The organism is Luteimonas rhizosphaericola, from assembly GCF_029888045.1.
GTDB lineage: Bacteria > Pseudomonadota > Gammaproteobacteria > Xanthomonadales > Xanthomonadaceae > Luteimonas > Luteimonas rhizosphaericola.
The window spans coordinates 529,730-544,185 of record NZ_JARXRN010000025.1 but is presented as its reverse complement, the minus strand read 5'-3'; the positions used below and the strand labels follow the sequence as shown (position 1 = coordinate 544,185).

Annotated in this window: 18 protein-coding genes; 15 read left to right on the top strand and 3 right to left on the bottom strand. The window is 71.9% G+C overall.

The features are described from left to right. Positions 1-23 precede the first annotated feature (23 nt). On the top strand, positions 24-731 hold the full coding sequence (locus QFW80_RS11655) for a DUF3108 domain-containing protein (RefSeq protein ID WP_280602129.1): 708 nt from the start codon (positions 24-26) through the stop codon (positions 729-731). A 10-nt stretch (positions 732-741) separates the two neighbouring features. On the opposite strand, the gene QFW80_RS11650 is transcribed toward QFW80_RS11655, so the two are convergent. Genes QFW80_RS11650 through QFW80_RS11640 form a run of 3 tightly spaced genes read right to left on the bottom strand, consistent with a single transcriptional unit; the run spans position 742 to position 2,586 of the window. Beyond that, positions 742-1,080: an EF-hand domain-containing protein gene (locus QFW80_RS11650; RefSeq protein WP_280602128.1), complete on the bottom strand. Its 339-nt coding sequence runs from the start codon at positions 1,078-1,080 to the stop codon at positions 742-744. A 10-nt stretch (positions 1,081-1,090) separates the two neighbouring features. Beyond that, positions 1,091-2,350 carry a UDP-N-acetylglucosamine 1-carboxyvinyltransferase gene (gene murA / locus QFW80_RS11645; protein WP_280602127.1) on the bottom strand — a complete coding sequence of 420 codons (1,260 nt, stop codon included), beginning with the start codon at positions 2,348-2,350 and terminating at the stop codon, positions 1,091-1,093. Further along, positions 2,350-2,586: a BolA family protein gene (locus QFW80_RS11640; protein WP_280602126.1), complete on the bottom strand. Its 237-nt coding sequence runs from the start codon at positions 2,584-2,586 to the stop codon at positions 2,350-2,352. The genes murA and QFW80_RS11640 overlap by 1 nt, the downstream gene beginning before the upstream one ends. 121 nt (positions 2,587-2,707) lie before the next feature. Between QFW80_RS11640 and QFW80_RS11635 the strand changes: the two genes are divergently transcribed. The 14 genes from QFW80_RS11635 to mgtE all read left to right on the top strand — a co-directional run bounded on the left by QFW80_RS11635 (position 2,708) and on the right by mgtE (position 14,442). Next, positions 2,708-3,727, top strand: a complete 1,020-nt coding sequence (locus QFW80_RS11635) for a KpsF/GutQ family sugar-phosphate isomerase (protein ID WP_280602125.1) — start codon at positions 2,708-2,710, stop codon at positions 3,725-3,727. An 81-nt stretch (positions 3,728-3,808) separates the two neighbouring features. Continuing rightward, positions 3,809-4,354 (top strand): KdsC family phosphatase, encoded by a 546-nt coding sequence (locus tag QFW80_RS11630; protein ID WP_280602124.1) that lies wholly within the window; start codon positions 3,809-3,811, stop codon positions 4,352-4,354. Next, positions 4,351-4,911, top strand: a complete 561-nt coding sequence (gene lptC / locus QFW80_RS11625) for an LPS export ABC transporter periplasmic protein LptC (protein WP_280602123.1) — start codon at positions 4,351-4,353, stop codon at positions 4,909-4,911. Before QFW80_RS11630 ends, lptC begins: the two co-directional genes overlap by 4 nt. Next, positions 4,892-5,434 (top strand): lipopolysaccharide transport periplasmic protein LptA, encoded by a 543-nt coding sequence (lptA, locus tag QFW80_RS11620; RefSeq protein WP_280602122.1) that lies wholly within the window; start codon positions 4,892-4,894, stop codon positions 5,432-5,434. Before lptC ends, lptA begins: the two co-directional genes overlap by 20 nt. After that, positions 5,434-6,153 carry an LPS export ABC transporter ATP-binding protein gene (lptB, locus tag QFW80_RS11615; protein ID WP_280602121.1) on the top strand — a complete coding sequence of 240 codons (720 nt, stop codon included), beginning with the start codon at positions 5,434-5,436 and terminating at the stop codon, positions 6,151-6,153. The genes lptA and lptB overlap by 1 nt, the downstream gene beginning before the upstream one ends. A gap of 32 nt (positions 6,154-6,185) precedes the next feature. After that, positions 6,186-7,625 (top strand): RNA polymerase factor sigma-54, encoded by a 1,440-nt coding sequence (locus tag QFW80_RS11610; RefSeq protein WP_280602120.1) that lies wholly within the window; start codon positions 6,186-6,188, stop codon positions 7,623-7,625. A gap of 125 nt (positions 7,626-7,750) precedes the next feature. After that, entirely contained in the window at positions 7,751-8,077 is a 327-nt protein-coding gene (gene hpf / locus QFW80_RS11605) for a ribosome hibernation-promoting factor, HPF/YfiA family (protein ID WP_280602119.1), read from the top strand. Positions 8,078-8,096: 19 nt separating this feature from the next. Continuing rightward, positions 8,097-8,564 (top strand): PTS sugar transporter subunit IIA, encoded by a 468-nt coding sequence (locus QFW80_RS11600; protein ID WP_280602118.1) that lies wholly within the window; start codon positions 8,097-8,099, stop codon positions 8,562-8,564. Between the two features lie 10 nt (positions 8,565-8,574). After that, on the top strand, positions 8,575-9,543 hold the full coding sequence (gene hprK / locus QFW80_RS11595) for an HPr(Ser) kinase/phosphatase (protein WP_280602117.1): 969 nt from the start codon (positions 8,575-8,577) through the stop codon (positions 9,541-9,543). 56 nt (positions 9,544-9,599) lie between these two features. Beyond that, on the top strand, positions 9,600-10,445 hold the full coding sequence (rapZ, locus tag QFW80_RS11590; RefSeq protein WP_280602227.1) for an RNase adapter RapZ: 846 nt from the start codon (positions 9,600-9,602) through the stop codon (positions 10,443-10,445). 73 nt (positions 10,446-10,518) lie between these two features. Then, positions 10,519-10,914, top strand: a complete 396-nt coding sequence (locus QFW80_RS11585; RefSeq protein ID WP_280602116.1) for a PTS sugar transporter subunit IIA — start codon at positions 10,519-10,521, stop codon at positions 10,912-10,914. Positions 10,915-10,922: 8 nt separating this feature from the next. Continuing rightward, positions 10,923-11,192 carry an HPr family phosphocarrier protein gene (locus QFW80_RS11580; RefSeq protein ID WP_280602115.1) on the top strand — a complete coding sequence of 90 codons (270 nt, stop codon included), beginning with the start codon at positions 10,923-10,925 and terminating at the stop codon, positions 11,190-11,192. Continuing rightward, positions 11,193-12,917, top strand: a complete 1,725-nt coding sequence (ptsP, locus tag QFW80_RS11575) for a phosphoenolpyruvate--protein phosphotransferase (protein ID WP_280602114.1) — start codon at positions 11,193-11,195, stop codon at positions 12,915-12,917. It abuts the gene before it with no gap. Between the two features lie 163 nt (positions 12,918-13,080). After that, positions 13,081-14,442 (top strand): magnesium transporter, encoded by a 1,362-nt coding sequence (gene mgtE / locus QFW80_RS11570; protein WP_280602113.1) that lies wholly within the window; start codon positions 13,081-13,083, stop codon positions 14,440-14,442. Positions 14,443-14,456 lie beyond the last annotated feature (14 nt).

Here is a 14,456-nt window from a genome sequence, read left to right as displayed (position 1 = left end):
GCATGACAACGAGGATCCCCACGATGTTCCGTACCCCGCTGCGCGCCGTCGCGCTCGCCTCCCTCTCCGCCCTCGCGTTCGCCAGCGCCCCCGCGACCGCCGTCGAGCCGTTCTCCGCCGACTACGCCGCCAACTACATGGGCATGCAGGCCAACGGCACGATGACCCTCGCCCCCGCCGGTGCGAACCGCTGGAAGTACAGCCTGGAAGTCAGCGGCGCGGGCGCGCGGCTGGCGCAGAGCACCGTGTTCGAAGCCGACGGCGACCGCTGGCGGCCGATCTCGGGCAACGATTCCCAGGGCGGCGAGAACGGCCTGGCGGCGATGCTGGTGAAGAAGCGCTCGGTCAACGCCACCTACGACTGGGGCAGCGGCCAGGCGACCTGGGACGGCGACGTCAAGCCCGATCGCCGCGGCCCGGTGAAGCTGCAGCCCGGCGACGTCGACGGCATGCTGATGAACCTCGCGCTGGTGCGCGATTTCAAGGCCGGCAAGCCGATGAACTACCGGCTGGTGGAGGACGGCCGCGTGCGTCGACAGGCCTTCAAGCCCGCCGGCACGGAAACCGTCACCGTCGCCGGCAAGTCGCACAAGGCCACCAAGGTGACCTGGAAGGACGAGGATCGGAGCATCACCGCCTGGATCGTCGACAGCCTGCCGGTGCCGGCGCGCATCCTGCAGCAGCGCGACGGCCGCGACCACATCGACCTGACGCTCAAGGCGCTGCGCTGACGGATCCGGCTCAGGGGTCGGACGCGGCGGGCGCCTCCGCCGCATCGGCGCCGTCGAACACGACCCGGCACTCGACCCGGAACGGCGTCTCGCGATCGCGCAGCCGCACGTAGCGGCGGCAGGTGCGCGGTCCGTCCCGCGTTTCCTCCACCGCGACCAGCGTGTAGCCCTGCACGACCTCGGCCCGGCTGGCAGTGCCGTCGTCGTTCCAGTCCATCTCCCGCGGCTGGGTGCCGTTGAAGCCGGCGATCCCCATCAGCCGCAGCACCAGCATCGCCACCAGCACCAGCAGCACGGTCGCCAGCAGCGCCTTGCGACGCGCCGAGAAGCGGATGCGCGGCGTGTTCATGCCGCGCGCCTCACGAGATCCTCCGGATCCGCGCCCCCAGCCCTGACAGCTTGCGCTCGATGTGCTCGTAGCCGCGGTCGAGGTGGTAGATGCGGTCGATGGTGGTCTCGCCCTCGGCCACCAGCCCGGCCAGGATCAGCGAGGCCGACGCGCGCAGGTCGGTCGCCATCACCGGCGCGCCGCTCAGCCGCTCCACCCCGCGCACCGTCGCGCGATGGCCGTCGATATGGATGTCTGCGCCCAGGCGCATCAGTTCGTTGACGTGCATGAAGCGGTTCTCGAAGATCCGCTCGTCGATCGTGCCGGTGCCCTCGGCCACGCAGTCCAGGGCCATGAACTGCGCCTGCATGTCGGTGGGAAAGCCCGGATGCGGCTCGGTGACGATGTCCACCGCGCGCGGGCGCCGCCCGTGCATGTCGACGGTGACGCGGTCGCCTTCGGCGGTGACCTCGGCCCCGGCAGCGCGCAGCGCGTCGATCACGGCCACCAGCGTGTCCGGCCGCGCATGCGTGGCGGTCACGCGTCCGCCGGTGATCGCGCCGGCGACCAGGAAGGTCCCGGTCTCGATCCGGTCGGCGATCACCTCGTGGCGCGCGCCGTGGAGCCGGTCGACGCCGTGGACGGTGATGCGCGAGGTCCCCGCGCCCTCGATCCGCGCGCCCATTGCCGCCAGGCAGGCGGCGAGGTCGACGATCTCCGGCTCGCGCGCGGCGTTGTCGATGGTGGTGGTGCCATCGGCCAGGGTTGCGGCCATCAGCACGTTCTCGGTGGCGCCCACGCTCACGGTCTCGAACGCGACCTGCCCGCCGCGCAGTCGGCCGGCGCGCGCCTTGATGAAGCCGTGCTCGACCACGATCTCGGCGCCCAGCGCCTCGAGCGCCTTGATGTGCAGGTCCACCGGGCGCGAACCGATCGCGCAGCCGCCGGGCAGCGACACCTCGGCCGCGCCGTGGCGCGCCAGCAGCGGCCCCAGCACCAGCACCGAGGCGCGCATCGTGCGCACCAGTTCGTACGGCGCCAGGTGGCTGTCGACGGTGGACGGATCCACCCGCACCACGCCGGCGGCGATGTCGTGGCCGATGCCCGCGCCCAGCCCGCCGAGCAGGCGCGCGGTGGTGCGCACGTCGTGCAGGTGCGGCACGTTGCCGATCTCCACCGGCGCATCGGCCAGCAGGGTGGCGCACAGGATCGGCAGCACCGCGTTCTTCGCGCCGGAGATGCGGACTTCGCCCGCGAGCCGCACGCCGCCTTCGACGATGATCTTGTCCATCAGGCGCGCGCGGCCTCGTCGGGCGTGAGCGTCTTCAGCGCCAGGGCGTGGATCTCGCCGCCCATGCGCTCGCCCAGGGTGGCGTAGACCATGCGGTGGCGGGCCAGCGGCAGCTTGCCGGCGAAGGCGTCGGAGACGACCAGCGCCTCGAAGTGGACGCCGTCGTCGCCGGCGACCTCGACCCTGGCGCCGGGCATGCCCTGCAGGATCAGCGTGCGGATGAAATCGGGGGTCACGGGAGTTTCCTGCTGAAGCGCGCATGAGCCGGCCGGCGGCCGCGCGGCGGGGGCGGGCCTTTTGCGCCGGGAAGCGCCTAAAATGAACGGCTTAGGTTAACGGAAAGACCTCGCGCCGGATATGGCCATCCCTGGAACGATCCCCACCGACCCGACCGCCGCCGCTGCGGCGGCGCCCGCGTTCGCGGCCAGCGGCCGGCGCGTGTTCGAGGTCGAGGCGCGCGGCCTGCACGCGGTCGCCGCACGCCTGGATGGCGCCTTCTCGGACGCCTGCGCGCGCATCCTGCGCGCCAGCGGGCGCGTGGTCTGCACCGGCATGGGCAAGTCCGGCCACGTGGCACGCAAGATCGCCGCCACCCTGGCTTCCACCGGCACCCCCGCGTTCTACATGCATCCTGGCGAGGCCGGGCACGGCGACCTGGGCATGGTGACCGATGCCGACATCGTCCTCGCGCTGTCGTACTCGGGCGAATCCGACGAGATCCTGATGCTGCTGCCCGCGCTCCGGCGCCAGGGCAACGTGCTGCTGACGATGACGGGACGGCCGGGCTCGACCCTCGCCCGCGAGGCCGACGTGCACCTGGACATCAGCGTGCCCGAGGAAGCCTGCCCGCTGCACCTGGCCCCGACCAGCAGCACCACCGCCTCGATGGCGATGGGCGATGCGCTGGCGGTCGCGCTGCTGGAGGCGCGCGGCTTCACCGCCGACGACTTCGCCCGTTCGCATCCGGCCGGCGCGCTCGGCCGCCGCCTGCTGCTGCACATCGGCGACGTCATGCATGCGGGCGACGACATCCCACGCGTGCCCGCTGACGCCTCGCTGGGCGAGGCGCTGCTGGAGATGAGCCGCAAGCGCCTCGGGATGACCGCGGTGGTCGACGAGGCCGGCCGCCTGCTCGGCCTGTTCACCGACGGCGACCTGCGACGCACCCTGGGCGACCGCAGCGTCGACGTGCACGCGACCCCGATCGGCGAGGTGATGACGCGCGAACCGGTGACCATCGGCAGCGACGCACTGGCGGTCGAGGCGGCGCGGCTGATGGAAACCCGCAAGATCAACGCGCTGCTGGTGCTGGACGCGGACCGCCGCGTGGTCGGCGCGCTCAACGTCCACGACCTGCTGCGCGCGCGGGTGGTCTGACCGCCCGCCGGTTCGCCCCCGATACAGGCCGGATGCGGTTTCCTGCCTGTCCCCATCCCCCCCACCGGACTCCCTGCCCACGTGCCCCACACCCGTCCCGACTATCCCGCCGAGCTGGTCGCCCGCGCCGCGAAGATCCGCTTGGCCGGCTTCGACGTCGACGGCACCCTCACCGACGGCCGGCTGTGGTTCGACGAGGACGGGCGCGAGTCCAAGGCCTTCCACGTGCTCGACGGCCAGGGCCTGGTGCAGCTGCGCCGCGCCGGCGTGGCCGTGGTCTTCATCACCGCGCGCAACAGCACCGTGGCGGCCAACCGCGCGCGCGAACTGGGCGCCGGCGCGTTCGTGGACTGCAAGGACAAGCTCGCCTGCCTGCAGACGCTTGCCGACGAGCAGGGGCTGGCGATGGACCAGGTCGCCTTCATGGGCGACGACCTGCCCGACCTGCCGGTGCTGCGCGGGGTCGGCTTCGCGGTGGCGCCGGCCAGTGTGCACCACTGGATCCGCGACGCCGTGCACTGGGTGACCCCGTCGCGCGGCGGCGAAGGCGCGGCGCGCGAACTGTGCGACCTGGTCCTGCACGCGCAGGGCCGGGTCGAGGCGCTGCTCCGGGACGACGCGCGATGAACTGGCGCCTGGCCGCCATCCTGGTCCTGCTCGCCGGCGCCGTGCTCAGCGGCTGGTTCGCGTGGCGCGGGCAGGCGCCGGAAGCCGAGGAAGCCCAGGCGGAGGCGCGCTCGGACTACATCCTGCGCGACTTCGAGGTGGTGACCCTCGACAGCAGCGGCCAGGAGTCGTTCTCGCTGCGCGCCCCCGAGCTGCGCCAGACCCCGGGCGCGCGCACGCTGGAGCTGCAGACGCCGCTGTTCCTGATGCCCGACGAGCACGGCAGCCGCTGGGAAGTGCGCTCGAAGACCGGCTGGGTCAACGAGAAGAGCACCCTGGTGCGCCTGCGCGGCGACGTGGTCGCCGACAGCCCCGTCGGCGCCAGCCGGCCGACCAGACTGAGTACCGAGCAGCTGGACATCTTCCCCGACGACAACCGGGCCACCTCCGGAGCCGTCGTGACCATCACCACCCCCGGCACTACAATGCGCGGCACCGGGATGGAGGCCGACCTGGCCGGCAAGCGCATCCAGCTCCTCTCCGACGTGAGCCTCAACAATGACCCGAACCGCCGCTAAGCTGGCCCTCGCGATCGTCGCCGCCTGCTGCGCGCAGGCCGCCGTCGCCAAGTCGTCCGACCGCCAGCAGACCATGCAGGTGCAGGCGAACCGCAGCGACTGCACGGTGACCGATGCCGGCCCCTGCGTGCTCACCGGCAACGTGCACATCGTCCAGGGCACGCTGGTGATCGACGCCGCACGCGCCGACATCCGCCAGGGCGACGGCGACATCCAGAGCGCCAGGCTCACCGGTTCGCCGGTGCGGCTGAAGCAGGAGATGGACAACGGCGGCGTGATGAACGCCACCGCGGCCCAGGTCGACTACAACCTGCAGCAGGACACCGTGGTGTTCACCGGCAAGGCGGTGGTGCAGCAACCCGGGCGAGGCAGCATCGCCGGCGAGCGCATCGTCTACAACATGCGTACCGGGCAGGTGCAGGGCGGCGGCGGCGACGAAGGCGGCCGGGTGATGCTGCAGTTCGAGCCGCGCAACCGCGCCCCGGCCGGCAACGCCCCGCCCCGCGACGGGAACGACGACTGATGCTGGTCGCCGAGGGGCTGCGCAAGCGCTACAAGCAGCGCGAGGTGGTGCGCGACTTCGCCCTCACCCTGGACGCGGGCGAGGTGGTCGGCCTGCTGGGTCCGAACGGCGCCGGCAAGACGACCTGCTTCTACATGATCGTCGGCCTGGTGCCGGCCGACGCCGGTCGGATCGTGCTCGACGGCCACGACATCACCGCCGAGCCCATGCACCAGCGCGCCCGCCGCGGCGTGGGCTACCTGCCGCAGGAACCCTCGGTGTTCCGCAAGCTCAGCGTGGCCGACAACATCTCCCTGGTGCTCGAGCTGCGCGGGGACCTGGACCGTGCCGGCCGCCGCAGGGAACTCGACAGCCTGCTCGACGAGCTGCAGATCACCCACGTGGCCGACCAGATCGGCGCCAGCCTGTCCGGCGGCGAGCGTCGCCGGGTCGAGATCGCCCGCGCGCTGGCGGCCAGGCCGCGCCTGATCCTGCTCGACGAACCCTTCGCCGGCGTCGACCCGATCTCGGTCGGCGACATCCAGCGCATCGTCGAGCATCTCAAGAACCGCGGGATCGGGGTCCTGATCACGGACCACAACGTGCGCGAAACCTTGGGCATTTGCGACCGGGCGTATATCCTCAACGAAGGGGGTGTGCTCGCGCAGGGGGCTCCGGACGCGCTCCTCGCCAATCCCGACGTGCGCCGGGTCTACCTCGGAGAGTCCTTCCGTCTGTAGCCGTGCACGTCGTCCAGGGGATCGACCGGACGATGAAGCCACGCCTCCAGACATCGCTGGGCCAACACCTCGTCCTGACGCCACAGCTGCGTCAGGCGCTGCACCTGCTGCAGCTGCCGGCGGTGGAACTGGAGGCCGAAATCTCGGCCGCGGTGGAAAGCAATCCGCTGCTGGACTGGGCCGACGACACGCCACCGCTGTCCGCCGAGGGCAAGCCCGACGGTCGTGCCGACGGGGAAGGGCACGAACCGGCGCAGGCCAACGGCGAGGACTGGGAGCCGCGCGAGGACGGCTGGCGCGACGGCGGCTTCGAGTACGCCGGCGGCGGTCGCGGCGGACATGGCGAGGACGACGACAGCGACCCGGCCAGCCGCATGGTCCAGGCCGAGACCCTGCGCGGCCACCTGGCCTGGCAGCTGCACCTGTCGCACCTGTCGCCGCGCGACCGGCGCATCGGCGAAGCCCTGATCGACGCGATCGAGGACGACGGCTACCTGCGCGTGCCGTTCTCCGAGATCGCCGCCGCCCTGGACCCGGAACCCGCGCCCGGCGACGACGAGATCCTCGCCGTGCTGCGCCAGATCCAGCGCATGGACCCGGTGGGCGTGGGCGCGCGCGACCTGGCCGAATGCCTCTGGATCCAGCTCGACACCCTGTCCGCCGACACCCCCGGGCGCGCGCTGGCGCTGACCCTGGCGACCACCCTGATCGACCGCCTGCCGCGGCTCGGCGCGCGCGGCGTGTGCGAGTTGCTGGGCTGCAGCGCCGAGGAGTCCGACACCGCGCTGCAGCTGCTGCGTTCGCTCGACCCGCGCCCGGGCTCGCAGGTGGGCGAGGTGCCCTCCGACAACTACGTCGTGCCCGACTGCGTGATCGTGCGCCGCAACGGCGTGTGGCAGGCGATGCTGGCCACGAATTCTCTGCCGCGGCTGACCATCCACCAGGCCTACGAGCGGATGATCCAGACCACCGCCGGCGACGACGCGGGCTACCTCAAGGGCCGGCTGCAGGAAGCGCGCTGGCTGCTGAAGAACCTCGAGGCGCGCGGCGAGACCCTGCTCAAGGTGGTCCGCTGCCTGATCCGGCAGCAGTCGGGCTTCCTCGAGTTCGGCGCGCGTGCGCTGCGGCCGCTGACGCTGCGCGAGGTGGCGGCGGAGATCGGATTGCACGAGTCCACCGTCTCGCGCGCGGTGGCGCGCAAGTACGTGCACACCCCGCGCGGCACCCTGGCGCTGCGCGACTTCTTCGCCTCGGGTATCGACACCGACGGCGGCGGCGAGGCGTCGAGCGTGGCGATCCAGCAGATGATCCGCAGCCTGATCGAGGCCGAGGACCCGCGCAAGCCGCTGTCTGACGCGCGCTTGGCCGAGTCGCTGAAGGCCTCGGGCGTCCCGGTCGCGCGGCGCACCGTGGCCAAGTACCGCGAGGCGATGCACATCGCCGCCTCCCACGAACGCATCCGCATGAATTGAGCACGTCCGGCGCGGCCTGTCCATGACCTGTCCGGTCGCCGCCGGCCGGTCCCTGCGTTAACCTGTTTTCAACCCGCGGCGACCCGATCCGGGCCATGCTGGGGTCCCCAGACAGGAGGCAGCCGATGCAGATCGAAACCTACGGCCACGACATCGACGTGACACCCGCCCTGCGCGAATACGTGGACAGCAAGCTGCAGCGGCTGGCGCGACACCTCGAACGCCCCTTCGACGTGCGCGTGCAGCTCAGCCTCGACAAGCCCTACCACAAGGCCGAAGCCAACCTCACCCTGGCCGGGAAGGCCCTGCATGCCGACGCCAGCGCGATCGACATGTACGCCGCCATCGACCTGCTCGCCGACAAGCTCGACCGGCTGCTGATCAAGCACCGCAAGAAGCAGGTCGACCACCACCGCGGCGAGAACGCCGCCCGCGACGGCAGCTTCGGCTGAGCCGCCCCGGACCACGCCCATGCCCTGGACCGACCTGCTGAGCGCGGAGCGCATCGTGGTGGTGGACGATGCCGCCACCCCGGGCCGGGTGCTCGACGCCGCGGCGCGGCTGCTGTCGGACGGCTCTCCGGCGTCCGCCCGCGCCATCGCCGCGGCGCTGCGCCAGCGCGAGCAGCTGGGCAGCACCGCGATCGGCCACGGCGTGGCCCTGCCGCATGCGCGCAGCGCGGGTTTCCATGCCCCGCGCGGCGCGTTCCTGCGGCTGCGGCGGCCGGTCGATTTCGACGCGCGCGATGGCGAGCCGGTCGACCTGGTGTTCGCGATGAGCGCCACCGACGACCGTCCAGAGCAGCACCTGCAGCATCTGGCCGACATCGCCGGCCGATTCGCAGATGCCGACTTCCGCCGGCGCCTGCGCGCCGCGCGCGGCCTGCCCGCCCTGCGCCGCCTGCTGCTGGCACCCGCACCGGCCGCGAGCGCCGCATGAGGCCGTACCCGTGAACCAGCGCCTGACCGCCCTGGACCTGTTCGAGCAGCAGCACGAACGGCTCGGGCTGCGCTGGCTGGCCGGCCAGCCGGGCCAGACTCGGGTGCTCGAGTCGGTCGAGACCAACGCCCGCCGGCCGTCGCTGGCCGGCTACCTCAACATCATCTATCCCAACAAGGTGCAGATCCTCGGAACCGAGGAACTGCACTGGCTGGACGGGCTGGACTCGCGCCTGCGCTGGGAAACCATCGAGCGCATGATCCAGTACCGGCCGCTGGCGCTGGTGATCAGCAAGAACCAGCCCTGCCCGGAGGACCTGCGCCGCGCAGCGGAAGAGACCCAGACCCCGCTGTGGACCTCGCCCAAGCGCGGCCACGAGCTGCTCAACCACCTGCAGTACCACCTGGCGCGCGCACTGGCGCCGCGGGTCACGCTGCACGGCGTGTTCATGGAGGTCTACTCGATCGGCGTGCTGATCACCGGCGAATCGGGGTCGGGCAAGAGCGAGCTGGCGCTGGAACTGATCACCCGCGGCCACCGCCTGGTCGCCGACGACGCGCCGGAGTTCACCCAGATCGCCCCCGACGTGCTCGACGGCACCTGCCCCGACCTGCTGCAGGACCTGCTGGAGCTGCGCGGCCTGGGCGTGCTCAACATCCGCCAGATGTTCGGCGACACCGCGGTGAAGCGGAACAAGTACCTGCGCCTGATCGTGCACCTGAGCCGGCCCAACGCCGAGCCCACCCTGCACGAGGACGGCATGGTGCGCCTGACCGGCGACCTCGGCCTGCGCCGCGTGCTGGACCTGGACGTGCCGATGATCACCCTGCCGGTGATGCCCGGCCGCAACCTGGCGGTGCTGACCGAAGCCGCCACCCGCACCCACATCCTGCGCGCCAAGGGCATCGATCCGGCGGCGGCGTTCCTGGCCCGCCACTCCCACTTCCTCGAAAGCGGCGAGGAGCCGGTGCTGCCGTGAACACGCCCACGCAGCTGGCGGAGGACGAGGCCGGCGCGCGGGCGCCGACATCGCTGCTGATCGTCACCGGCATGTCCGGCGGCGGCAAGACGGTCGCCCTCAACACCTTCGAGGACCTGGGCTTCTACTGCGTCGACAATCTGCCGGCGGAACTGCTGCCCGAGTTCGTGCGCGCGGCCACGCACCCCGAGCGCGCCGAGCAGAAGCTGGCGGTCGGGATCGACATGCGCAACCGCGGCGACCTGGCCAACCTGCCCGAGTGGCTGTCGGCGCTGGGCGCGATGGGGCTGGAGCCCAAGCTGGTGTTCTTCGACGCCGCCGACGCCACCCTGCTCAAGCGCTACGCCGAGACCCGGCGCCGCCATCCGCTGACCCACCTCGGGCTGGCGCTGGCCGATGCCATCGCGCTTGAACGCCAGGCGCTCAAGTCGTTGCGCGCGCTGGCCGACGTGGTGGTCGACACCAGCGACCTCAACGTGCACCAGCTGCGCCACCGCGTGATCACCGAACTGGGGCTGAGCCAGGATTCGTCGCTGTCGCTGCTGTTCGAGTCCTTCGCCTACCGCCGCGGACTGCCGGCCGATGCCGACTTCGTGTTCGACGCGCGCAGCCTGCCCAACCCGCACTGGGATCCGCGCCTGAAGCCGCTGTCCGGGCGCGATGCGGCGGTGCGTGCCTACCTGGAGGCGCGCGACGAGGTCAACGAATACGTCGCCCAGGTCTCGGCTTTCCTCGATACCTGGCTGCCGCGGATGCAGTCGGGCACCCGCAGCTACGTCACCGTGGCCTTCGGCTGCAGCGGCGGACGCCACCGCTCGGTGTACCTGGCCGAAATCCTGGCCGAGCACGCGCGCGACCGCGGCTGGACCGAGGTCGCCACCTTCCACCGCGAGCTCGACTGAGGCCGCGCGCCGGCACGCATCGTCCCGCGTCGCGCGCTACCGGGCGGTCACCGGCGTCTGCTAAGTTGGCGCCATGGCCGTCGGCATCCTCCTTCTCACCCACACGGGCATCGGCACCGCACTGGTCGCGGTCACCACCGGCATGCTGCGCGGCAACCTGCCGCTGCGGCTGGAAGCGTTCGAGGTTCCGTTCGACGCGGATCCCGACGCCCTGCTGCCGCAGGCGAGCGCCGCGATGCGTCGCGCCGACGGCGGCGACGGCGTGCTGATCCTCACCGACCTCTACGGCGCCACGCCGAGCAACCTGGCCGCCCGGCTGTCGAGACTGGGCACGCCATCACGCCGCGTGGCGGCGTTGAACTTGCCGATGCTGCTGCGGGTGATGAATTATGCTGAACTCCCCCTGGAGGAGCTCCCCGCCGTCGCCGCCGCAGGTGCGCGCAACGGGGTGATCCTCGACGACGCCTGAGGCCGACGATGATCGAACGCGAACTGCTCATCGCCAACAAGCTCGGCCTGCATGCGCGCGCCACCGCCAAGCTGGTGCAGGTGCTCTCGGCCTTCCGTAGCAACGCCACCCTCGTCGCCAAGGGCCGCGAGGTCAACGCCAAGAGCATCATGGGGGTGATGCTGCTCGCCGCCGGCCACGGCACCACCGTGCTGCTGCGCCTGGAGGGCGAGGACGAGGACGCCGCGATGGACGCCGCGGCCGCGCTGTTCGAACGAAAATTCGACGAGGGAAGCTGAGTGCGGCACGCGTTCGCCGGGCATGGCGCGTCGCGGGGCAGCGCCCTCGGCCGCGCCCGGATCCGGCTCCCGCACGCGCTCGAAGTCGCCGAGGAACACGTCTCGGCGGACGCGGTCGAGGCAGAACTTCGGCGACTGCACACCGCGATCGACGCGGTGCGGGTGGAGATGCGCAACATGCGCACGCGCCTGCACGGCGCGTTGGCGCACGAGGTCGGCGAGTTCCTCGACCTGCACACCCTGCTGTTGGACGACCCCGAATTGCTGCAGGGGCTGGACGACCTGGTGCGCAAGGGCCGGTACGGCGCCGACTACGCCCTGCGCCTGCAGCGCGACCGGCTGGCGGCCGTGTTCGAGGGCATGGACGATCCCTACTTCCGCAGCCGGGTCGAGGACATCGACCACGTCATCGGCCGCGTGCACGCGATGCTGCACAAGCGCGAGGCCGACCTGCAGGGCGTCGCCGGCGAGATCCTGGTCACCGACGCGATCGCCCCGGCCGAGCTGAGCCAGCTGCAGGCGCAGGGCGTGCTGGCGGTGGTCACCGCCGGTGGCAGCGCGCTCTCGCACAGCGCGATCCTGGCCCGCAGCCTGCACCTGCCGCTGGTGGTGGGCGCGCCGCAGGTGCTGCACCAGGTCAACGACGGCGACGTGCTGGTCGTGGACGGCAGCAGCGGCGAGATCGTGGTCGAGCCCAGCGCCGCCGACCTGCGCGACTACCGCGCCCGCCTGCGCGACGAGAAGCGCGAGCGCAAGCAGCTGCACAGGCTGCGGCGCGAGCCCTCGCGCACGCTGGACGGGGTCGACATCAAGCTCTGGGCCAACGCCGAGTCGCGCGAGGACGTCACCGGCGCGCATGCGCTCGGCGCCGCCGGCGTGGGCCTGTACCGCACCGAGTTCCTGTTCCTGCAGCGCAGCGAGCTGCCCGACGAGGAGGAGCAGTTCCGCGCCTATCGCGACGTGGTGCTGGGCATGACCGGGCGCGCGGTGACGATCCGCACCATGGACATCGGCGCCGACAAGGCCGACCGCACCGGCCTGGCGCTGGCCGACGAACCCAACCCGGCGCTGGGCCTGCGCGGCGTGCGGCTGTCGCTGGCGCGCAGGGACGTGTTCCGGACCCAGCTGCGCGCGATGCTGCGTGCGTCGGGCTACGGGCCGCTGCGGGTGCTGGTGCCGATGGTCAGCGGCCGCGAGGAGGTGCTGGCGGTGGCCGCGTTGCTGCGCGAGGTCGCGCGCGAGTTGCGCAGCGAAGGCCACGAGATCGCCGAGCACGTGCCGTTGGGGGCGATGATCGAGGTGCCGGCGGCGGCGATCGCGCTGCCCACGTTCATCGGACTGGTGGACTTCATCTCGGTCGGCACCAACGATCTGACCCAGTACCTGCTCGCCGCCGACCGCGGCAACGACGCGCTCGGCGAACTGTATTCGCCGCTGCATCCGGCCATGCTGCTGCTGCTGCGCAACGTGATCCGCACCGCGCGCGCGCGCGGCAAGGCGGTCGCGGTCTGCGGCGAGATGGCCGGCGACGCCGCCCTGACCCCGCTGCTGCTCGCCCTGGGACTGGAGGAGTTCAGCCTGCACCCGGCGACCCTGCTCGAGGTGCGCCGCGCCATCCGCGCGCAGCGCCTGGACGCCCTGCGCGCGGCCGCGCCGGCGCTGCTGCGCTGCCGCGACCGCGACGCGATCGAACGCTGGCTGCGCGCCCGCGCCGCGCCGGCCTGAGCGCGGCCCTGCCGGGCGCACGGACGCGTGTGGACCACGGCATCCTGCGGAATCGCCGGCCCAGGCTGGGCAACCGGGGGGACGCGGGCGATAATGCGCGCATGAACGCCTGATCGGCCGCGTCTCCCGGCGCGGCACACCCCCGCCCACGGAGCCGCCGCGCATGGCCGAAGCCGTCCGCCACGACAAGACCGCGCGCCAGCTGCGACTGCTGTCCGACGCGCTCGACAGCGGCCGCCTGGGCCCCGTGCGCCGGCTGGTCAACACCCTGGCGCCGGCCGAGATCGGCAACCTGCTCGAATCGCTCCCGCCCGACAAGCGCATGATCGTGTGGGGTCTGGTCGATCCGGAGGACGACGGCGAAGTGCTGGTGCACGTCGGCGACGAGGTACGCGAGAGCCTCATCGCGGACATGGACCAGGACGAACTGGTCGCCGCCGCCTCCGAACTCGACATCGACGACCTCGCCGACCTGGTCGAGGACCTGCCCGATGCGGTGATCGACGAGCTGCTGCGCTCGATGGACCGCGACAACCGCGAACGCCTGGAGCAGGTGCTGTCCTATCCCGAGGACACCGCCGGGCGCCTGATGAACCCGGACGTGGTGACGGTGCGCGCCGACACCACGGTCGACGTCGTGCTGCGTTTCCTGCGCCTGCGCGGCGAGCTGCCCGACCACACCGACCACCTGTACGTGGTCAACCGCCGCCACCAGCTGATCGGCTGGGTCGCGTTGCAGGACCTGGTGACGCGCGAGCCCGGCACGCCGATCAACCAGCTGATCGACGACGAGCTCGAATCCTTGCACGTCGACGCCTCGGCCGATGAGGTCGCGCGCCAGTTCTCGGACAACGACTGGGTCTCCGCGCCCGTGGTAGACGACGGCAACGTGCTGCTGGGCCGGATCACGGTGGACGACGTGGTCGACATCATCCGCGAGCAGGCCGAGCACCAGGCGCTGGGCGCGGCGGGCCTGGACGAGGACGAGGACCTGTTCTCGCCGATCCGGCGCGCGGTGCGCGGGCGCGTGGTATGGCTGGGCATCAACCTGCTCACCGCCTTCCTGGCCGCCGGCGTGATCGGGCAGTTCGACGCCACCATCGAGCAGATCGTGGCGCTGGCGGTGCTGATGCCGATCGTGGCCGGCATCGGCGGCAACGCCGCGGTGCAGGTGCTGACCCTGATGGTGCGCGGCATCGCCCTGGGCCAGGTGGGCGCGAGCAACGCCTCGATCCTGCTGTGGAAGGAACTGCGCGTGGCGCTGATCAACGGCCTGCTGATCGGCGGGCTGGTGGGCGTGGTGGCGCTGGCGTGGTTCGGATCATGGCCGTTGTCGCTGGTGATCGCGGCGGCGCTGGTGATCAACTTCTGCTCCGCGGCGCTGGCCGGCGTGCTGCTGCCCCTGCTGCTCAAGCGCATGCACGTCGACCCGGCGGTCGCCGGCACGGTGGTCGTCACCGCGGTCACCGATGTCATGGGTTTCTTCAGCTTCCTCGGCCTGGCAACGGCCATCCTGCTGCACTGAGTGCGGCGCATGCG